At 59.8% G+C, this 19,822-nt stretch carries 15 protein-coding genes and 3 tRNA genes; 17 read left to right on the forward strand and 1 reads right to left on the reverse strand.

What is annotated here, in order from left to right; translation table 11 throughout:
• Positions 1 to 108 precede the first annotated feature (108 nt).
• From A7X77_RS07135 to rpoC, 14 genes are all read left to right on the forward strand, one after another.
• Positions 109 to 193: transfer RNA gene (locus tag A7X77_RS07135), tRNA-Tyr, on the forward strand.
• Between the two features lie 24 nt (positions 194 to 217).
• A tRNA-Gly gene (locus tag A7X77_RS07140) sits at positions 218 to 291 on the forward strand.
• A gap of 334 nt (positions 292 to 625) precedes the next feature.
• Positions 626 to 1,801: an elongation factor Tu gene (gene tuf / locus A7X77_RS07145; protein ID WP_004669088.1), complete on the forward strand. Its 1,176-nt coding sequence runs from the start codon at positions 626 to 628 to the stop codon at positions 1,799 to 1,801.
• Positions 1,802 to 2,006: 205 nt separating this feature from the next.
• Positions 2,007 to 2,141 carry a hypothetical protein gene (locus A7X77_RS34190; RefSeq protein WP_280950321.1) on the forward strand — a complete coding sequence of 45 codons (135 nt, stop codon included), beginning with the start codon at positions 2,007 to 2,009 and terminating at the stop codon, positions 2,139 to 2,141.
• 163 nt (positions 2,142 to 2,304) lie between these two features.
• On the forward strand, positions 2,305 to 3,198 hold the full coding sequence (locus A7X77_RS07150) for an NAD-dependent epimerase/dehydratase family protein (RefSeq protein WP_064682255.1): 894 nt from the start codon (positions 2,305 to 2,307) through the stop codon (positions 3,196 to 3,198).
• A 167-nt stretch (positions 3,199 to 3,365) separates the two neighbouring features.
• Positions 3,366 to 3,441: transfer RNA gene (locus A7X77_RS07155), tRNA-Trp, on the forward strand.
• A gap of 194 nt (positions 3,442 to 3,635) precedes the next feature.
• Entirely contained in the window at positions 3,636 to 3,836 is a 201-nt protein-coding gene (secE, locus tag A7X77_RS07160; protein WP_064682256.1) for a preprotein translocase subunit SecE, read from the forward strand.
• Between the two features lie 17 nt (positions 3,837 to 3,853).
• The gene (gene nusG, locus A7X77_RS07165; protein WP_004669067.1) at positions 3,854 to 4,384 is read left to right on the forward strand and encodes a transcription termination/antitermination protein NusG; all 531 of its coding nucleotides are present in this window, start codon (positions 3,854 to 3,856) and stop codon (positions 4,382 to 4,384) included.
• A gap of 177 nt (positions 4,385 to 4,561) precedes the next feature.
• Complete coding sequence (gene rplK, locus A7X77_RS07170) at positions 4,562 to 4,993, forward strand: 50S ribosomal protein L11 (RefSeq protein ID WP_003547518.1); 432 nt, start codon at positions 4,562 to 4,564, stop codon at positions 4,991 to 4,993.
• Between the two features lie 4 nt (positions 4,994 to 4,997).
• Positions 4,998 to 5,699, forward strand: coding sequence for a 50S ribosomal protein L1 (gene rplA, locus A7X77_RS07175; protein WP_004669072.1), 702 nt, complete (start codon positions 4,998 to 5,000; stop codon positions 5,697 to 5,699).
• Positions 5,700 to 6,028: 329 nt separating this feature from the next.
• Complete coding sequence (rplJ, locus tag A7X77_RS07180) at positions 6,029 to 6,547, forward strand: 50S ribosomal protein L10 (RefSeq protein ID WP_064682257.1); 519 nt, start codon at positions 6,029 to 6,031, stop codon at positions 6,545 to 6,547.
• Between the two features lie 58 nt (positions 6,548 to 6,605).
• Positions 6,606 to 6,986, forward strand: coding sequence for a 50S ribosomal protein L7/L12 (rplL, locus tag A7X77_RS07185; protein ID WP_064682258.1), 381 nt, complete (start codon positions 6,606 to 6,608; stop codon positions 6,984 to 6,986).
• Positions 6,987 to 7,247: 261 nt separating this feature from the next.
• Positions 7,248 to 11,387: a DNA-directed RNA polymerase subunit beta gene (gene rpoB, locus A7X77_RS07190; RefSeq protein WP_064682259.1), complete on the forward strand. Its 4,140-nt coding sequence runs from the start codon at positions 7,248 to 7,250 to the stop codon at positions 11,385 to 11,387.
• A gap of 188 nt (positions 11,388 to 11,575) precedes the next feature.
• The gene (gene rpoC, locus A7X77_RS07195) at positions 11,576 to 15,784 is read left to right on the forward strand and encodes a DNA-directed RNA polymerase subunit beta' (RefSeq protein ID WP_064682260.1); all 4,209 of its coding nucleotides are present in this window, start codon (positions 11,576 to 11,578) and stop codon (positions 15,782 to 15,784) included.
• A gap of 187 nt (positions 15,785 to 15,971) precedes the next feature.
• On the opposite strand, the gene A7X77_RS07200 is transcribed toward rpoC, so the two are convergent.
• Positions 15,972 to 16,265, reverse strand: a complete 294-nt coding sequence (locus tag A7X77_RS07200; RefSeq protein ID WP_009992164.1) for a hypothetical protein — start codon at positions 16,263 to 16,265, stop codon at positions 15,972 to 15,974.
• A gap of 500 nt (positions 16,266 to 16,765) precedes the next feature.
• Here A7X77_RS07200 and rpsL point away from each other — a divergent pair, with 500 nt between their 5' ends.
• From rpsL to fusA, 3 genes are all read left to right on the forward strand, one after another.
• The gene (gene rpsL / locus A7X77_RS07205; protein ID WP_003547537.1) at positions 16,766 to 17,137 is read left to right on the forward strand and encodes a 30S ribosomal protein S12; all 372 of its coding nucleotides are present in this window, start codon (positions 16,766 to 16,768) and stop codon (positions 17,135 to 17,137) included.
• A gap of 77 nt (positions 17,138 to 17,214) precedes the next feature.
• Entirely contained in the window at positions 17,215 to 17,685 is a 471-nt protein-coding gene (rpsG, locus tag A7X77_RS07210) for a 30S ribosomal protein S7 (RefSeq protein ID WP_004669085.1), read from the forward strand.
• A 29-nt stretch (positions 17,686 to 17,714) separates the two neighbouring features.
• Positions 17,715 to 19,814: an elongation factor G gene (gene fusA / locus A7X77_RS07215; RefSeq protein WP_064682261.1), complete on the forward strand. Its 2,100-nt coding sequence runs from the start codon at positions 17,715 to 17,717 to the stop codon at positions 19,812 to 19,814.
• Positions 19,815 to 19,822 lie beyond the last annotated feature (8 nt).

Raw genomic sequence — 19,822 nt, forward strand, 5'->3', positions numbered from 1 at the left:
GTCATCGTGTTGACAGACGGAAATGCTCCGGTCATATACGCGGCGCAGACGACGGGCGGCAACGCTTCGAAGTCTGACGAACTTGGTCTAACGATCCGGACGAAAACTGGAGAGATGCCCGAGTGGTTAAAGGGGACGGACTGTAAATCCGTTGGCTCAGCCTACGTTGGTTCAAATCCAACTCTCTCCACCATTCGTCATCGGATCGGACCATCCCGCGGGTATAGCTCAATGGTAGAGCAGCAGCCTTCCAAGCTGAATACGCGGGTTCGATTCCCGCTACCCGCTCCAGTTTCCCCGAAGTACGTTGATGTGACCGCTGCCGCGATGAGGTCGATGGATGTGGGATGTCGACAATGGTGGCGATCGTCTGACGGGTGAGGTCGCTTGACGCCCAGCGTCCAGCGCTCTTCTCCTGTTGTGCAGGCAATTTTCTCTGGGATTTCAGCGATTTTTGAGGGGGCTGCGGCGAATCGCCTTGCAGGCGGCGAATTGTCTCCCATATGCGCCTTCACGCCAAGAACGGCGTCTGCAATTAAGTCTTGCGCAATTTCGCCGAAAGCCTTAAACGGCGGCACTAAACCGGTTCGCCGGGGCCACCATTTCGTTCACAGGAAGCATTCAAATGGCAAAGAGTAAGTTTGAGCGCAACAAGCCGCACGTCAACATTGGCACGATCGGCCACGTTGACCACGGCAAGACGTCTCTGACGGCAGCGATCACGAAGTACTTCGGTGAGTTCAAGGCGTACGACCAGATCGACGCGGCTCCGGAAGAGAAGGCGCGCGGCATCACGATCTCGACGGCGCACGTCGAATATGAGACGCCGAACCGCCACTACGCGCACGTCGACTGCCCCGGCCATGCCGACTACGTGAAGAACATGATCACCGGTGCCGCCCAGATGGACGGCGCGATCCTGGTGTGCTCGGCTGCTGACGGCCCGATGCCGCAGACGCGCGAACACATTCTGCTGGCCCGCCAGGTCGGCGTTCCGGCGATCGTCGTGTTCCTGAACAAGGTCGACCAGGTTGACGACGCTGAGCTGCTCGAACTCGTCGAGCTCGAAGTTCGCGAACTGCTGTCGTCCTACGACTTCCCGGGCGACGACATCCCTGTTGTCAAGGGTTCGGCGCTTGCCGCTCTTGAAGATAGCGACAAGAAGATCGGTGAAGACGCGATCCGCGAGCTGATGGCAGCGGTCGACTCCTACATCCCGACGCCTGAGCGTCCGATCGACCAGCCGTTCCTGATGCCGATCGAAGACGTGTTCTCGATCTCGGGCCGCGGCACGGTCGTGACCGGCCGCGTCGAGCGTGGCATTGTCAAGGTTGGCGAAGAAGTCGAGATCGTCGGCATCCGTCCGACCTCGAAGACGACGGTGACCGGCGTTGAAATGTTCCGCAAGCTGCTCGACCAGGGCCAGGCCGGCGACAACATCGGCGCGCTGGTTCGCGGTGTGAACCGTGACGGCGTCGAGCGTGGCCAGATCCTGTGCAAGCCGGGTTCGGTCAAGCCGCACAAGAAGTTCATGGCTGAAGCCTACATCCTGACGAAGGAAGAGGGCGGCCGTCATACGCCGTTCTTCACCAACTACCGTCCGCAGTTCTACTTCCGCACGACCGACGTGACCGGCATCGTCACGCTGCCGGAAGGCACGGAAATGGTCATGCCGGGCGACAACGTCACGGTTGCCGTCGAGCTGATCGTTCCGATCGCGATGGAAGAAAAGCTGCGCTTCGCCATCCGCGAAGGTGGCCGCACCGTCGGCGCCGGTATCGTCGCCTCGATCGTCGAGTAATCCTGGGATTACCTGCAATTCAGGAAAAACCCCGCTGGCGACAGCGGGGTTTTTTCGTTTTGATGTCTGATCGACGGATTAACACGTGTTGTAAAAATATCGTTAAGTAGGCCCGTCACAGTATTTTGTTCATCTCACGTTCAGAAACCGGTTTGTGATTGGCGCATTTTAGTTCAGACTCCTTCTTGTCGAGAGGAGAATTCGCATGATTCCAAAGGCCACATTTGTTGCGACGATATTCGCAATGTATGTTTTCACGATGTTTTTCATCGCTGCGATCCCGCAAGAGGTTGTTCAATCGGCGGGCGTGCAGATCGACGAGCTCAGCGTCGTCAAGTGACGGCCCTGCAAATCATCGCCGGATTCGGCGGTGATTGGAAATGAATGATCAGGCGTCGGACGCAGGCGGCCTGATGAGGCGGGGGTGAACTCTCGCAGGACGCTCGCTTGCTCTTCGCGCGGAAGCGTCTAACTATGCCTCCGAATGACACGGAGGATATTCCATGAAGAAACGAATCCTGTTCACAGGCGGTTCGGGCAAGGCGGGTCGCCATGCCGTGCCATGGCTTGTTAATGCTGGATACGAGGTGCACAACCTCGATCTCGTGCCGCTGGATAGCCCCGGCGTCACCAATCTCATCGCCGACATCACCGATAGCGGCCAGGTCTTCAACGCGCTGTCGATGCATCGCGATTTTCCCGATCTCGACGCGGGCAGGGGCGTTCAGCCCTTCGACGCCGTCGTGCATTTCGCCGCCATCCCGCGCATCCTGATCAAGCCCGACAACGAGACCTTCCGCATCAACACGATGGGCACCTACAATGTCATCGAGGCTGCGGTGAAGCTCGGCATCCGGAAGATCATCGTCGCGTCGAGCGAGACGACCTACGGCGTTTGTTTTGCCGAGGGGCATCGCGATTTCCACCAGTTCCCGCTGGAGGAGGACTACGATGTCAATCCGATGGATTCCTATGGCCTTTCGAAAGTGGTCAACGAAAAGACGGCGCGCGCCTTTGCCGAACGGTCCGGCTTCGACATTTATGCGCTGCGCATCGGCAACGTGATCGAGCCCCACGAATATGAGAGGTTCCCTACCTATTTCGCCAATCCCGAAATGCGCAAGCGCATCGCCTGGAGCTATATCGACGCCCGCGACCTCGGTCAGATCTGCCATCTCTGCATCGAGAAGGACGGCCTCGGCTACGAGGTGTTCAACGCCGCCAACGACACGGTCTCGGCCAACACGCCGTCGAGGGAGCTTGCGAAGCGATTCTTCCCGAATGTGCCCTTCACCCGCGAGATCGGCGAATATGAGGGCCTGCTTTCCAACCGCAAGATTCGCGAAGTGCTGGGCTTTAAGGAAGAGCACGACTGGCGGAAATATGTGAAGATCTGATCGCTTTCCGGCCATCCGATTGAAAATCCGGCGCTCGCAAATGAGCAGAACGGCTTTGAAAATCGAAAATCGTGCTTGCCAATCCGCCGCCGCCGTCTTAAAGGGAGCGCCATGCATTTCGGCAGCGATTTGCGGGCCTTGGCCCGGGCGCTGAAGAAGAGGCATGAAGGGGTATAGCTCAGTTGGTAGAGCGGCGGTCTCCAAAACCGCAGGTCGGGGGTTCGAGCCCCTCTGCCCCTGCCATTTTCCTTGATAGGGACAGCACGACTGTGCTTGCAGCCGTTCCGGCCGGGGATTGATCGGTGGCAACTAATTTCGTTAAACTTCGGTTTCCCTCTTGTGTATTCGGAAATCGGTGTTTATTTAGGGTTCAACAGACACGCGGTGCGTGGGGCTGATAGTTTCAGCTTTACGCGCCGTAATTGCGTGGGCAGTCGATGGCATCCAAATCCAATCCGTTTGCGTTTCTGCAGCAGGTTCGCTCCGAGACGTCCAAAGTTACATGGCCGTCGCGCCGCGAGACGATGATCTCGACGGCAATGGTGCTTGTGATGGTGGTGTTCGCCGCGTTGTTTTTCTTTGCTGCTGACCAGCTGATCGGCTGGGTTCTGAGCTTCGTGCTCAATACCGGCAACTGATACGGGTGGAGATAAAAATGGCGGCACGTTGGTACATCGTCCACGCGTATTCCAATTTTGAAAAGAAGGTGGCTGAGGACATCGAGAACAAGGCTCGCCAGAAGGGGCTTGAGCATCTGTTCGAGAAGATCCTCGTGCCGACCGAAAAGGTGGTGGAAGTGCGCCGCGGCCGCAAGGTCGACAGCGAGCGCAAGTTCTTCCCGGGTTATGTCCTTGTCCGCGCCAACCTGACGGATGAGGCCTACCACCTGATCAAGAATACGCCGAAGGTCACCGGTTTCCTCGGCTCCGACAATAAGCCCGTTCCGATTCCGGATTATGAAGCCGAGCGCATTCTCGGTCAGGTTCAGGAGGGTGTCGAGCGGCCGAAGGCCTCCATTACCTTCGAGATCGGCGAACAGGTTCGCGTTTCCGACGGCCCGTTCGCTTCGTTCAACGGCACGGTTCAGGATGTGGATGAAGAACGTTCGCGCCTGAAGGTTGAAGTGTCGATCTTCGGCCGCGCGACGCCGGTCGAACTGGAATACGCTCAGGTCGAGAAGGTCTGATTGCAAGAGATTGGAAGCTGGCCCTTACGGCCTGTTTCCCGCGGACCTTGTCCGCATCCGCGTGGAAGGTGAGGGGTCTTAGCCGGACCCTAATGATCCGCACCACGCAACCGCAGCCGCCGGAGAGATCCGGCATCACGGGCCGGGCGACCGGTCGTTCATGAAAGGCAGAGAGATATGGCTAAGAAAGTTGCAGGCCAGCTCAAGCTTCAGGTCAAGGCAGGATCGGCAAACCCGTCCCCGCCGATTGGTCCGGCGCTTGGTCAGCGTGGCATTAACATCATGGAATTCTGCAAGGCGTTCAATGCCGCCACGCAGGAAATGGAAAAGGGCATGCCGATCCCGGTCGTCATCACCTATTACCAGGACAAGTCCTTCACCTTCGCGATGAAGCAGCCTCCGGTCAGCTACTGGCTGAAGAAGGAGGCGAAGATCACGTCCGGTTCCAAGACGCCCGGCAAGGGCGCCAAGGCGGGCTCCCTCACCAAGGCTCAGATCAAGTCGATCGCCGAAGCCAAGATGAAGGATCTGAATGCAGCGGATATCGAAGGTGCAATGGCGATGATCGAGGGCTCTGCCCGCGCCATGGGCCTGGAAGTGGTGGGTTAAGATCATGGCTGGCAAGCGCACTCGCAAGATCAACGAAGGTGTTGATCCCACCAAGCTCTACGCTCTGACCCAGGCCATCGGCATGGTCAAGGAACGGGCTGTCGCCAAGTTCGATGAAACCATCGAAGTCTCGATGAACCTCGGCGTCGATCCTCGCCATGCGGACCAGATGGTTCGCGGCGTCGTCAATCTGCCGAACGGCACGGGCCGTACGGTTCGCGTCGCCGTCTTCGCACGTGGCGCCAAGGCTGATGAAGCCAAGGCCGCTGGTGCCGATGTCGTCGGTGCCGAAGACCTCGTCGAAATCGTCCAGGGCGGCAAGATCGAATTCGATCGCTGCATCGCCACCCCTGACATGATGCCGCTTGTCGGCCGTCTCGGTAAGGTTCTCGGTCCGCGCGGCATGATGCCGAACCCGAAGGTCGGCACCGTCACCATGGATGTCGCCGGAGCCGTCAAGGCTTCCAAGGGCGGCGCTGTCGAGTTCCGCGTCGAGAAGGCTGGTATCGTCCATGCCGGTATCGGCAAGGCCTCTTTCGACGCCAAGGCTCTGGAAGAAAACATCCGCGCCTTCGCCGACGCCGTCATCAAGGCGAAGCCGGCCGGTGCCAAGGGCAACTACGTCAAGCGCGTGGCGATTTCCTCGACCATGGGCCCGGGCGTCAAGATCGAAGTTGGCTCGGTCACCGCAGCGCCGACTGCATAAGTTGATTGCCGGACCGCGGTCCGGTCACTGAATTTCCGGCCTCGCAAGGGGCCGGAATATTCCGGAGAAATCCGGAATCCTGTCCGAGATTGCAGGTGGTTTTCCCTTAATCACGTTGCCTGCATGAGACGGGTAAGACCCGAATTCATGAAGTTCGCTTCTAGAAACTCGGTTCGAGCCTTGGATGCCTTGTGCCTTCTTAGCCTTGATTGGCGCGGAAGCGCGGGGGGACAGGATCCTCAAGCGTCGCTTGGGATCTCGCATGGATCCCGGGAGGCAAAAGGCAACCCGGCGGGCCCGTTTTCGGTCCCGCCAACTGGAGATAGGCAGTGGAAAGAGCGGAAAAACGCGAATTCGTCACGGAACTGAACGAAGTCTTCAAGGCTTCGGGCTCGGTTGTCGTGGCCCACTATGCTGGTGCCACAGTCGCGCAGATGAACGATTTTCGTTCGAAGATGCGTGCAGCTGGCGGTACCGTCAAAGTCGCGAAGAACCGCCTGGCCAAAATTGCCCTTCAGGGTACGGAAGCGGAAGGGATGTCCAATCTCTTCAAGGGTCAGACGCTGATTGCATACAGCACCGATCCGATCACCGCTCCGAAGGTCGTCATGGATTTCGCCAAGACCAACGACAAGATCGTTGTTCTGGGCGGCGCCATGGGAACAACCACGCTCAACGCCGATGCAGTCAAGTCGCTTGCGACCCTGCCTTCGCTCGATGAGCTGCGTGCGAAGCTGCTGGGCATGATCCAGACACCGGCTACCCGCATCGCTGGGGTTGTTGCAGCACCGGCAAGCCAGCTTGCCCGCGTGTTTTCGGCCTACGCCAAGAAGGACGAAGCCGCTTAAGGCGGTTTTTCGCTGTTTATAATCAACCGGTTCGAACCGAACAAAAGGAACTAGTAAAATGGCTGATCTCGCAAAGATCGTTGAAGACCTCTCCTCGCTGACCGTTCTGGAAGCTGCAGAACTGTCCAAGCTCCTCGAAGAAAAGTGGGGCGTTTCCGCTGCTGCTCCGGTAGCTGTTGCTGCCGTTGGCGGTGGTGCAGGCGCTGCTGCTCCGGTCGAGGAAGAAAAGACCGAGTTCGACGTCATCCTCACGGATGCCGGCGCCAACAAGATCAACGTCATCAAGGAAGTCCGCGCCATCACCGGCCTCGGCCTCAAGGAAGCCAAGGACCTCGTCGAAGGCGCTCCGAAGGCTGTCAAGGAAGGCGTTTCCAAGGCTGAAGCCGCTGACATCAAGAAGAAGCTCGAAGACGCCGGCGCCAAGGCCGACGTTAAGTAAGCTTGAACTGCTTTTGGGAGGTGGCATTTGCTGCCTCCCATTTGCCGTTTTTCTGAACGAATTACCCAAAAGCCGCGTCAAAACGGCTTTTGGGTAATGGGTTCTTCAAAAGGATAGTCTCGCACCGAGGGCAGCACAGCAATCCGAGCTGGGCGTTCTCGGGAGTCGGACGAGATTGAACTACCCATTGATTGACGGGGTCGACTGGCCATCGGTTCCCGTCCGTTGCAGGCCCGGGTGCAAGATTTTGAAGGAGCGACGATGGCTCAGACCCTTTCGTTCAACGGTCGCAGGCGCGTACGCAAGTTTTTTGGTAAGATCCCCGAAGTCGCAGAAATGCCGAACCTCATCGAGGTCCAGAAGGCGTCCTACGACCAGTTTCTGATGGTGGAAGAGCCGAAGGGCGGCCGGCCCGACGAGGGTCTTCAGGCCGTCTTCAAGTCGGTTTTCCCGATCACCGATTTCTCCGGCGCCTCGATGCTGGAATTCGTATCCTACGAGTTCGAGCCGCCGAAGTTCGACGTCGACGAATGCCGCCAGCGCGACCTGACCTATGCCGCGCCGCTGAAGGTGACGCTGCGCCTCATCGTATTCGATATCGACGAGGATACCGGCGCGAAGTCGATCAAGGACATCAAGGAACAGTCGGTTTACATGGGCGACATGCCGCTCATGACCAACAACGGCACGTTCATCGTCAACGGCACCGAGCGCGTCATCGTCTCGCAGATGCACCGTTCGCCGGGCGTCTTCTTCGACCATGACAAGGGCAAGAGCCATTCTTCCGGCAAGCTGCTCTTTGCTGCCCGCGTCATTCCCTATCGCGGCTCCTGGCTGGATATCGAATTCGACGCCAAGGACATCGTCTACGCCCGCATCGACCGCCGCCGCAAGATTCCGGTGACCTCGCTGCTGATGGCGCTCGGCATGGACGGTGAAGAAATCCTCGACACCTTCTACACGAAGTCGCTCTACAAGCGCGACGGCGAAGGCTGGCGCATTCCCTTCAAGCCGGAAACGCTGAAGGGCGCCAAGGCGATCACCGAGATGGTCGACGCCGATACCGGCGAAGTCGTCGTCGAAGCCGGCAAGAAGCTGACCCCGCGCCTGCTGCGCCAGCTGTCGGACAAGGGCCTGAAGGCGCTGAAGGCCGGCGACGACGATCTCTACGGCAACTACCTTGCCGAAGACATCGTCAACTACTCGACCGGTGAAATCTATCTCGAAGCCGGCGACGAAATCGACGAGAAGACGCTTGCCGTTATCCTGGCGAACGGTTTCGACGAGATCCCGGTTCTCGGCATCGACCACATCAATGTCGGCGCCTATATCCGCAACACGCTGTCCGCCGACAAGAACGAGAACCGTCAGGACGCTCTGTTCGACATCTACCGCGTCATGCGTCCGGGTGAACCGCCGACCATGGAATCGGCCGAAGCCATGTTCAACTCGCTGTTCTTCGATGCGGAGCGTTACGACCTCTCCGCCGTCGGCCGCGTCAAGATGAACATGCGTCTCGACCTGACCGTCGAAGACACCGTCCGCATCCTGCGCAAGGACGACATCCTGGCCGTGGTCAAGATGCTGGTCGAACTGCGCGACGGCAAGGGCGAGATCGATGACATCGATAACCTCGGCAACCGCCGCGTCCGCTCGGTCGGCGAGCTGATGGAGAACCAGTACCGTCTCGGCCTGCTGCGCATGGAGCGCGCGATCAAGGAACGCATGTCCTCGATCGAAATCGATACGGTCATGCCGCAGGATCTGATCAACGCCAAGCCGGCTGCCGCAGCCGTGCGCGAATTCTTCGGTTCCTCGCAGCTCTCGCAGTTCATGGACCAGGTCAACCCGCTCTCGGAAATCACCCACAAGCGCCGCCTTTCGGCTCTTGGCCCGGGCGGTCTGACGCGCGAGCGCGCCGGCTTCGAAGTCCGCGACGTGCATCCGACCCACTACGGCCGCATCTGCCCGATCGAAACGCCGGAAGGCCCGAACATCGGTCTGATCAACTCGCTTGCGACCTTTGCCCGCGTCAACAAGTACGGCTTCATCGAAAGCCCGTACCGCCGCATTGTCGACGGCAAGGTGACGAATGACGTGCTCTACCTCTCCGCCATGGAAGAGGCGAAGTACTATGTCGCCCAGGCCAACGCCGAGATGAACCCGGACGGCTCCTTCGTCGACGAATTCGTCGTCTGCCGTCACGCCGGCGAAGTTATGCTCGCCCCGCGCGACAGCATGAACCTGATGGACGTTTCACCGAAGCAGGTCGTTTCGGTGGCTGCGGCACTCATCCCGTTCCTGGAAAACGACGACGCCAACCGCGCCCTCATGGGCTCGAACATGCAGCGTCAGGCCGTGCCGCTGCTGCGTGCCGAAGCCCCGTTCGTCGGCACCGGCATGGAGCCGGTCGTCGCCCGTGACTCCGGCGCCGCCATCGGCGCGCGCCGCGGAGGCGTGGTCGACCAGGTCGACGCGACGCGTATCGTTATCCGCGCCACCGAAGACCTCGAAGCCGGCAAGTCCGGCGTCGATATCTACCGCCTGCAGAAGTTCCAGCGTTCGAACCAGAACACCTGCGTCAACCAGCGTCCGCTCGTCACCGTCGGTGACGTCGTCAACCGCGGCGACATTCTCGCTGACGGCCCGTCGACCGATCTCGGCGACCTGGCGCTCGGCCGCAACGCGCTCGTCGCGTTCATGCCCTGGAACGGCTACAACTACGAAGACTCGATCCTGCTCTCCGAGCGCATCGTTGCCGACGACGTGTTCACCTCCATCCACATCGAAGAATTCGAAGTGATGGCGCGCGACACCAAGCTCGGCCCTGAGGAAATCACCCGCGATATTCCGAACGTTTCGGAAGAAGCGCTGAAGAACCTCGATGAAGCCGGCATCGTTTATATCGGCGCCGAAGTTCAGCCGGGCGATATCCTCGTCGGCAAGATCACGCCGAAGGGCGAAAGCCCGATGACGCCGGAAGAAAAGCTTCTGCGCGCCATCTTCGGCGAAAAGGCCTCCGACGTGCGCGACACCTCCATGCGCATGCCGCCCGGCACCTACGGCACGATCGTCGAAGTCCGCGTCTTCAACCGCCATGGCGTCGAGAAGGACGAGCGCGCGATGGCGATCGAGCGCGAAGAGATCGAACGCCTTGCCAAGGACCGCGACGACGAGCAGGCGATCCTCGATCGTAACGTCTACGGCCGTCTGATCGACATGCTGCGCGGCCAGGTCTCGATTGCCGGCCCGAAGGGCTTCAAGAAGGGCACTGAGCTTTCGAACGCCGTCGTCTCCGAATATCCTCGCTCGCAGTGGTGGATGTTCGCGGTCGAGGACGAGAAGGTCCAGAGCGAGCTCGAAGCACTCCGCGGCCAGTACGACGAATCCAAGTCGCGCCTTGAGCAGCGCTTCATGGACAAGGTCGAGAAGGTCCAGCGTGGCGATGAAATGCCTCCTGGTGTCATGAAGATGGTCAAGGTCTTCGTCGCCGTGAAGCGCAAGATCCAACCGGGCGACAAGATGGCCGGCCGTCACGGGAACAAGGGCGTGGTCTCGCGCATTGTGCCTGTTGAGGATATGCCGTTCCTTGAAGACGGCACGCATGTCGACGTCGTTCTGAACCCGCTCGGCGTGCCTTCGCGCATGAACGTCGGCCAGATCCTGGAAACGCATCTCGGCTGGGCTTGTGCCGGCATGGGTCGCCAGATCGGCGAATTGATCGAAGCCTACAAGGCGAACGGCAACATCGAGCCGCTGCGCAAGACCATCGGCGATGTCGTCGGTGCCGGTCCGAAGGCCGAGCAGGTCCACGAATTCGACGATGAGTCGGTTCTGCGTCTTGCCGACCAGTGGAAGCGCGGCGTTTCGATTGCAACGCCTGTCTTCGACGGTGCCAACGAAGGCGACGTCAACGACATGCTGCGTCTGGCGGGTCTCAAGGACACCGGCCAGTCGACGCTCTATGACGGCCGTACCGGCGAGCAGTTCGACCGCCAGGTCACGGTGGGCTACATCTACATGCTGAAGCTCAACCACCTGGTCGACGACAAGATCCATGCCCGCTCGATCGGTCCTTACTCGCTCGTCACACAGCAGCCGCTGGGCGGCAAGGCGCAGTTCGGCGGTCAGCGCTTCGGCGAAATGGAAGTCTGGGCGCTCGAAGCTTACGGTGCGGCCTACACGCTGCAGGAAATGCTGACGGTGAAGTCGGACGACGTCGCCGGCCGCACCAAGGTCTACGAAGCCATCGTCCGCGGAGACGACACGTTCGAAGCCGGTATTCCGGAAAGCTTCAACGTTCTCGTCAAGGAAATGCGCTCGCTGGGCCTCAGTGTCGAGCTTGAGAACACCAAGCTTGACGATGCGCAGGCAAACCAGCTGCCCGACGCGGCCGAGTAAGCATTGATAGGGCGTGCGCTGCCATGCGGCGCACGCCGGTCCCGCCGGACGCCGCATCCATGTCGGCCCGGAAGGGAAGTTTCGCCGCATCTTGCGGTTATTCTCGTTTAAGCGAGGGAGGCGGCTCCCGGGAAATTGCCGCTGACCATCGCATTTTGAGGGCGCTTTAGCCCATGAAGGAGACAGGCATGAACCAAGAGGTCATGAATCTTTTCAATCCGCAGGTGCCTGCACAGAATTTCGATTCCATTCGGATTTCGATCGCGTCTCCGGAGAAGATCCTCTCCTGGTCATACGGTGAGATCAAGAAGCCGGAAACCATCAACTACCGCACGTTCAAGCCGGAACGCGACGGTCTGTTCTGCGCGCGCATCTTCGGGCCGATCAAGGACTACGAATGCCTGTGCGGCAAGTACAAGCGCATGAAGTACAAGGGCATCATCTGCGAAAAGTGCGGCGTAGAAGTTACGCTGTCGCGCGTTCGCCGTGAGCGCATGGGCCATATCGAGCTCGCCGCTCCCGTCGCCCACATCTGGTTCCTGAAGTCGCTGCCGTCGCGCATTTCGACGCTGCTCGACATGACGCTGAAGGATGTCGAGCGCGTTCTCTATTTCGAAAACTACATCGTCACCGAGCCCGGCCTGACCGCTCTCAAGGAGCACCAGCTCCTGACGGAAGAAGAGTACATGCTCGCCGTCGACGAATACGGCGAAGACCAGTTCACTGCGATGATCGGCGCTGAGGCGATCTACGAGATGCTGGCCTCGATGAACCTCGAGAAGATCGCTGGCGATCTGCGTTCCGAGCTTGCCGACACCACGTCGGATCTCAAGCAGAAGAAGCTGATGAAGCGCCTGAAGATCGTCGAGAACTTCATGGAATCCGGTAACCGTCCGGAATGGATGATCATGAAGGTCGTTCCGGTCATCCCGCCGGATCTGCGCCCGCTGGTTCCGCTCGACGGCGGCCGTTTCGCGACGTCGGATCTGAACGATCTCTACCGCCGCGTCATCAACCGCAACAACCGTCTGAAGCGCCTGATCGAGCTTCGCGCGCCGGGTATCATCATCCGCAACGAAAAGCGCATGCTGCAGGAATCGGTGGATGCGCTGTTCGACAACGGCCGCCGCGGCCGCGTCATCACCGGTGCCAACAAGCGTCCGCTGAAGTCGCTCTCCGACATGCTGAAGGGCAAGCAGGGCCGCTTCCGCCAGAACCTGCTCGGCAAGCGCGTCGACTATTCCGGCCGTTCGGTCATCGTCACCGGTCCGGAACTGAAGCTGCACCAGTGCGGCCTGCCGAAGAAGATGGCGCTCGAACTCTTCAAGCCGTTCATCTATGCCCGCCTCGACGCCAAGGGTTACTCCTCGACCGTCAAGCAGGCCAAGAAGCTGGTCGAGAAGGAAAAGCCCGAAGTCTGGGATATCCTCGACGAGGTCATCCGCGAGCATCCGGTTCTCCTGAACCGTGCGCCGACGCTGCACCGCCTGGGTATCCAGGCCTTCGAACCCACCCTGGTCGAAGGCAAGGCGATCCAGCTGCACCCGCTCGTCTGCACGGCCTTCAACGCCGACTTCGACGGTGACCAGATGGCCGTTCACGTGCCGCTGTCGCTCGAAGCACAGCTCGAAGCCCGCGTGCTGATGATGTCGACCAACAACATCCTGCACCCGGCCAACGGTGCGCCGATCATCGTTCCCTCGCAGGACATGGTTCTCGGCCTCTATTACCTGTCGATCCTCAACCAGAACGAGCCGGGCGAAGGCATGGCCTTCTCCGATCTCGGCGAGCTGCATCATGCCCTCGAAAGCAAGGTCGTGACGCTGCACACCAAGATCCGCGGCCGCTTCAAGTCGGTCGACGAGGATGGCAAGCCCTACTCGAAAATCTATGAGACGACGCCTGGCCGTCTGCTCATCGGCGAACTGCTGCCGAAGAACGGCAAGGTGCCCTTCGACATCTGCAACCAGGAAATGACCAAGAAGAACATCTCCAAGATGATCGACACGGTCTACCGCCATTGCGGCCAGAAGGACACGGTCATCTTCTGCGACCGCATCATGCAGCTCGGCTTCTCCCATGCCTGCCGCGCCGGCATTTCGTTCGGCAAGGACGACATGGTCATTCCGGATGCCAAGGCGAAGATCGTTGCCGACACCGAAAGCCTGGTGAAGGAATACGAGCAGCAGTACAATGACGGTCTGATCACCCAGGGCGAGAAGTACAACAAGGTTGTCGACGCCTGGGGCAAGGCAACCGAAAAGGTCGCCGAAGAGATGATGGCCCGCATTAAGGCTGTCGAATTCGATGAAACCACCGGCCGTCAGAAGCCGATGAACTCGATCTACATGATGAGCCATTCCGGCGCCCGCGGTTCTCCGAACCAGATGCGCCAGCTGGGCGGCATGCGCGGCCTCATGGCCAAGCCGTCGGGTGAAATCATCGAGACGCCGATCATCTCGAACTTCAAGGAAGGCCTGACCGTCAACGAGTACTTCAACTCGACGCACGGCGCCCGCAAGGGTCTGGCAGACACGGCGCTGAAGACCGCCAACTCTGGTTACCTGACCCGCCGTCTCGTCGACGTCGCGCAGGACTGCATCGTCACGCATGTCGATTGCGGAACCGAAACAGGTCTGACGATGACGGCGATCGTCGATGCCGGCCAGGTCGTCGCCTCGCTCGGCGCCCGTATCCTCGGCCGCACGGCGCTCGACGACATCGATCATCCGGTCACCGGCGAGCGCATCGTCGATGCAGGCAAGATGATCCTCGAGCCTGATGTCATCGAGATCGAGAAGGCCGGTATCCAGTCGATCCGGATCCGCTCGGCGCTGACCTGCGAAATCCAGACGGGTGTCTGCTCGGTCTGCTACGGCCGCGACCTCGCGCGCGGTACGCCTGTCAACATGGGCGAAGCCGTCGGCGTCATCGCCGCTCAGTCGATCGGCGAGCCGGGAACCCAGCTCACCATGCGTACCTTCCACCTTGGCGGTACGGCGACCGTGGTCGACCAGTCGTTCCTGGAAGCCTCGTACGAAGGTACGGTGCAGATCAAGAATCGCAATGTGCTGCGCAACTCCGAAGGCAGCCTCGTTGCCATGGGCCGCAACATGACCGTCCAGATCCTGGACGAGCGTGGTGTCGAGCGCTCCTCGCAGCGCGTCGCCTACGGTTCGAAGCTGCATGTCGATGAAGGCGACAAGGTCAAGCGCGGCCAGCGTCTGGCCGAGTGGGATCCCTATACCCGCCCGATGATGACGGAAGTGGCCGGTACGGTTCAGTTCGAGGATCTCGTCGACGGTCTCTCCGTTCTCGAAGCGACCGACGAATCCACCGGCATCACCAAGCGCCAGGTCATCGACTGGCGTTCGACCCCGCGCGGTTCGGACCTCAAGCCGGCGATCGTCATCAAGGACGCCAGCGGCAATGTCGCCAAGCTGTCGCGCGGCGGTGACGCTCGCTTCCTGCTCTCGGTCGACGCCATTCTGTCGGTCGAGCCGGGCACGAAGGTCTCCCAGGGTGACGTTCTCGCCCGTTCGCCGCTCGAAAGCGCCAAGACCAAGGACATCACCGGTGGTCTGCCGCGTGTTGCCGAACTGTTCGAAGCGCGCCGTCCGAAGGATCACGCCATCATCGCAGAGATCGATGGTACGATCCGCCTCGGCCGCGACTACAAGAACAAGCGTCGCGTCATCATCGAGCCGGCGGAAGACGGTGTCGAGCCTGTCGAATACCTGATCCCGAAGGGCAAGCCCTTCCACCTTCAGGACGGCGACTATATCGAAAAGGGTGACTACATCCTCGACGGTAACCCGGCTCCGCACGACATCCTGGCGATCAAGGGCGTGGAGGCACTTGCTTCCTACCTCGTCAACGAAATCCAGGAAGTCTATCGTCTGCAGGGCGTTGTCATCAACGACAAGCACATCGAGGTGATCGTCCGTCAGATGCTGCAGAAGGTGGAAATCACCGACGCCGGCGACTCGACCTATATCGTCGGCGACAACGTCGACCGGATCGAGCTCGAGGACGTCAACGACCACCTGATCGAGCAGGGCAAGAAGCCTGCCCATGGAGATCCGGTTCTGCTCGGCATCACCAAGGCGTCGCTGCAGACCCCGTCCTTCATCTCGGCCGCGTCCTTCCAGGAAACGACCAAGGTGCTGACGGAAGCGGCAATCGCCGGCAAGACCGACGGCCTGCAGGGTCTAAAGGAAAACGTCATCGTCGGCCGTCTCATCCCGGCCGGTACCGGCGGCACCATGACCCAGATCCGCCGTATCGCCACCTCGCGCGACGAGCTGATCCTCGAAGAGCGTCGCAAGGGCACCGGTGCAGCCGTTGCCACGCCGATGCTGCAGGACATGGCTGAAAAGGCCCCGGCCGCTGAATAACCGCGGCTGAAGTCCCGGGAACTTAAGATAGGAATGAAAAACCGCCCGGAGCGATCCGGGCGGTTTTTTCATTTTGCCGTGCTCTGGTCGATCCGACGGGGAGGGGGCGAGCTCAGTGTCTGCCCGGTACTGGAGGCGAGAGCATTTTCAGGGTGGCGCTCGCCCTGCGGTTTCGCCGCCGCTCCGGTCAGTTGAACCGGATGATGGCGACCTCGCCGTCGACCGCGCCCTGATAGGCCGAGGCATGCGGCTCTTCGGCCGGAACCTCGGTCAGCATGCCGATCTGGTCGAGATCGGCCTCGATGAAGCCTTCCTCGGCGAGGGCGTTCAAGGCTTCGCGCACGGCCGTATCGTCGTCGGGCGCTTTCAGCATGATATGCAGGTCGATGCCTTCGCTGGAGTCGGACTCATAGCCTTTGCCGATGATGATGAAGATCATCGGCCCGTCGAAATTGTTGTCGTTATCCGGTGTCGTGATCATCGCCTGTCCTTCGGCTTTCGTGTCGATTCGATCGCTCGAATCCTGCTATGAGCGCTTAACGCCGCAATTGCTGATTCCTTAACTGCTTTTGCTGCGATGCCCAAGTTTTTATCTTGGATCACACCCGTGGATTCGTCTAGAAGGGTGAAAACAGGGCATCCGGCCCGCATATCAAGGCGATACGGCGAGTTTATTTCTTAACCGGCCTTGACGAGAGGGGTGGAAACCAGTAGTACCCCGCCCATCAGATCCCATGTGAGGCTTGGCTGTTCGGGGCGACGCGCCCTGAAGTTCACCTCAAACAAGGTTCTAAACGCACGTTGAAGTCATGATGCTGCACGCATGACGCATAATTTCATGCGTCCTCTGCTCCTTGTGGTCCATCTGCGGAAGCGGATCGGGCCATATTTTGCGCATTGAACCGAAAGCATGTGTCATTGCCGGAGACGGCGCGAGTTCAAGCCCGCAAGGGTACTGAGATAAACGTAAGGGATGGTTGAATGCCTACCGTAAACCAGCTGATCCGCAAGCCTCGCCAGGCGAACGTAAAGCGTAATAAGGTTCCCGCTCTCCAGGAGAACCCGCAGAAGCGCGGCGTTTGCACGCGCGTCTACACGACGACGCCGAAGAAGCCGAACTCGGCTCTGCGTAAGGTCGCCAAGATCCGCCTGACCAACGGCTTCGAAGTCATTGGTTACATCCCCGGCGAAGGTCACAACCTTCAGGAACACTCCGTCGTGATGATCCGCGGCGGCCGCGTCAAGGACCTTCCGGGTGTCCGTTATCACATCATCCGCGGCGTTCTCGATACCCAGGGTGTCAAGAACCGCAAGCAGCGCCGCTCCAAGTACGGCGCGAAGCGTCCGAAGTAATTCGGTTTTGAATAATCCGGCGCTGCGCGAGGTCCTCCGCGTGATGAAGCGCCTTAACGGTTGAAGAGACGAAAAGTATGTCAAGACGTCATAAAGCAGAAAAGCGCGAGATCAATCCGGATCCGAAGTTCGGCGATCTCGTTGTCACCAAGTTCATGAATGCCATCATGCTCGATGGCAAGAAGTCCGTTGCTGAAAACATCGTCTATGGTGCGTTCGACGCCGTTCAGGGCAAGTCCAAGCAGGAGCCGCTCTCGGTTTTCCATTCTGCGCTCGACAACATTGCCCCGCACGTTGAAGTCCGTTCGCGCCGCGTCGGTGGTGCGACCTATCAGGTTCCGGTCGACGTTCGTCCGGAGCGCCGCCAGGCCCTCGCCATTCGCTGGCTGATCGCCGCTGCCCGCAAGCGCAACGAAACGACCATGATCGATCGTCTTTCCGGCGAACTGCTCGATGCGTCCAACAACCGCGGCTCCGCCGTCAAGAAGCGCGAAGACACGCACAAGATGGCTGACGCCAACCGCGCGTTCTCGCACTATCGCTGGTAATTCCGAACGGTATCGAAAGGCAGTCCACAATGGCTCGCGAATATAAGATCGAAGACTACCGCAATTTCGGTATCATGGCGCATATCGACGCCGGCAAGACCACGACCACCGAGCGTATCCTTTACTACACCGGCAAGTCGCACAAGATCGGCGAAGTCCACGACGGTGCAGCCACCATGGACTGGATGGAGCAGGAGCAGGAGCGTGGCATCACGATCACGTCCGCTGCCACCACGACCTTCTGGAAGGGCCGTGACGGCAAGATGCGCCGCTTCAACATCATCGACACTCCCGGCCACGTCGACTTCACCATCGAAGTCGAGCGTTCGCTGCGCGTTCTCGACGGTGCGATTGCTCTTCTCGATGCCAACGCCGGCGTAGAGCCGCAGACGGAAACCGTCTGGCGTCAGGCCGAGAAGTACAATGTTCCGCGCATGATCTTCTGCAACAAGATGGACAAGACCGGCGCTGACTTCTACCGCTCCGTCGAGATGATCAAGACCCGTCTCGGTGCGACCGCCGTCGTCATGCAACTGCCGATCGGCGCCGAAAGCGATTTCAAGGGCGTTGTCGACCTCGTCGAGATGAACGCTCTGATCTGGCGCGATGAATCGCTCGGCGCCCAGTGGGACGTCGTCGAAATCCCGGAAGACCTGAAGGCCAAGGCTGAAGAATATCGCGAAAAGCTGATCGAGACGGTTGTCGAGATCGACGAAGCTGCGATGGAAGCCTACCTCGAAGGCAACATGCCCGACAACGACAAGATCCGCGAGCTCGTTCGCCGCGGCACGATCGACGTCAAGTTCCATCCGATGTTCTGCGGCACCGCGTTCAAGAACAAGGGCGTTCAGCCGTTGCTCGACGCGGTTGTCGACTACCTGCCGTCGCCGCTCGACATTCCGGCGATTAAGGGCATCGACTTCAAGACCGAAGCCGACATCGAGCGTCACGCAGACGACGCCGAGCCGCTTTCGATGCTGGCGTTCAAGATCATGAACGACCCCTTCGTCGGTTCGCTCACCTTCGCACGCATCTACTCCGGCAAGCTCGAAAAGGGCTCGTCGGTTCTGAACACGGTCAAGGACAAGCGTGAGCGCGTCGGCCGCATGCTGCAGATGCACTCCAACTCGCGTGAAGACATCGAAGAAGCCTTTGCGGGCGACATCGTTGCTCTCGCCGGCCTGAAGGAAACCACCACCGGCGATACGCTCTGCGATCCGCTGAAGCCGGTTATCCTCGAGCGCATGGAATTCCCTGAGCCGGTCATTCAGATCGCCATCGAGCCGAAGTCCAAGGGCGACCAGGAAAAGATGGGCCTCGCGCTCAACCGCCTGGCTGCCGAAGACCCGTCCTTCCGCGTGAAGACGGATCAGGAATCCGGTCAGACGATCATTGCCGGCATGGGCGAACTGCACCTCGACATCATCGTCGACCGCATGCGCCGCGAGTTCAAGGTTGAAGCAAACGTCGGCGCGCCGCAGGTTGCTTACCGCGAAACCATCACGCGCCAGACTGAAGAAGACTACACGCACAAGAAGCAGACCGGTGGTACCGGCCAGTTCGCTCGCGTCAAGATCATCTTCGAACCGAACCCGGAAGGCGAAGATTTCAAGTTCGAGTCCAAGATCGTCGGTGGCTCTGTTCCGAAGGAATACATCCCGGGCGTTCAAAAGGGTATCGAAAGCGTTCTGTCTTCGGGTCCGCTCGCTGGCTTCCCGATGCTCGGCGTCAAGGCGACGCTCATCGACGGCGCCTTCCACGACGTCGACTCGTCGGTTCTGGCGTTCGAAATCGCTTCCCGCGCCTGCTTCCGTGAAGCAGCCAAGAAGGCCGGCGCTCAGCTCCTCGAGCCGATGATGAAGGTCGAAGTCGTCACCCCGGAAGATTACGTCGGCGACGTTATCGGCGACCTCAACTCCCGCCGTGGCCAGATCCAGGGTCAGGAAAGCCGTGGCATCGCTGTCGTCATCAGCGCCAACGTTCCGCTGGCGAACATGTTCAAGTACGTCGACAACCTGCGCTCCATGTCGCAGGGCCGTGCTCAGTACACGATGACCTTCGATCACTATGCGCCGGTCCCGTCGAACGTCGCAACTGAAATCCAGGCAAAGTATTCCGGTCAGAAGTGACCGGAATA

It is taken from the genome of Rhizobium bangladeshense, from assembly GCF_001662075.1.
Classification (GTDB): domain Bacteria; phylum Pseudomonadota; class Alphaproteobacteria; order Rhizobiales; family Rhizobiaceae; genus Rhizobium; species Rhizobium bangladeshense_B.

Excerpts from the sequence above, each read along its gene's own strand:
- A7X77_RS07150 (WP_064682255.1), top strand. The coding sequence starts at position 2,305 with ATGAAGAAACGAATCCTGTTCACAGGCGGTTCGGGCAAGGCGGGTCGC.
- rpsG (WP_004669085.1), top strand. The coding sequence starts at position 17,215 with ATGTCAAGACGTCATAAAGCAGAAAAGCGCGAGATCAATCCGGATCCG.
- A7X77_RS07200 (WP_009992164.1), bottom strand. The coding sequence starts at position 16,265 with ATGATCACGACACCGGATAACGACAACAATTTCGACGGGCCGATGATC.
- A7X77_RS34190 (WP_280950321.1), top strand. The coding sequence starts at position 2,007 with ATGATTCCAAAGGCCACATTTGTTGCGACGATATTCGCAATGTATGTT.
- rplA (WP_004669072.1), top strand. The coding sequence starts at position 4,998 with ATGGCTGGCAAGCGCACTCGCAAGATCAACGAAGGTGTTGATCCCACC.
- rpsL (WP_003547537.1), top strand. The coding sequence starts at position 16,766 with ATGCCTACCGTAAACCAGCTGATCCGCAAGCCTCGCCAGGCGAACGTA.
- rplL (WP_064682258.1), top strand. The coding sequence starts at position 6,606 with ATGGCTGATCTCGCAAAGATCGTTGAAGACCTCTCCTCGCTGACCGTT.
- rpoB (WP_064682259.1), top strand. The coding sequence starts at position 7,248 with ATGGCTCAGACCCTTTCGTTCAACGGTCGCAGGCGCGTACGCAAGTTT.
- fusA (WP_064682261.1), top strand. The coding sequence starts at position 17,715 with ATGGCTCGCGAATATAAGATCGAAGACTACCGCAATTTCGGTATCATG.
- tuf (WP_004669088.1), top strand. The coding sequence starts at position 626 with ATGGCAAAGAGTAAGTTTGAGCGCAACAAGCCGCACGTCAACATTGGC.
- rpoC (WP_064682260.1), top strand. The coding sequence starts at position 11,576 with ATGAACCAAGAGGTCATGAATCTTTTCAATCCGCAGGTGCCTGCACAG.
- rplK (WP_003547518.1), top strand. The coding sequence starts at position 4,562 with ATGGCTAAGAAAGTTGCAGGCCAGCTCAAGCTTCAGGTCAAGGCAGGA.
- nusG (WP_004669067.1), top strand. The coding sequence starts at position 3,854 with ATGGCGGCACGTTGGTACATCGTCCACGCGTATTCCAATTTTGAAAAG.
- secE (WP_064682256.1), top strand. The coding sequence starts at position 3,636 with ATGGCATCCAAATCCAATCCGTTTGCGTTTCTGCAGCAGGTTCGCTCC.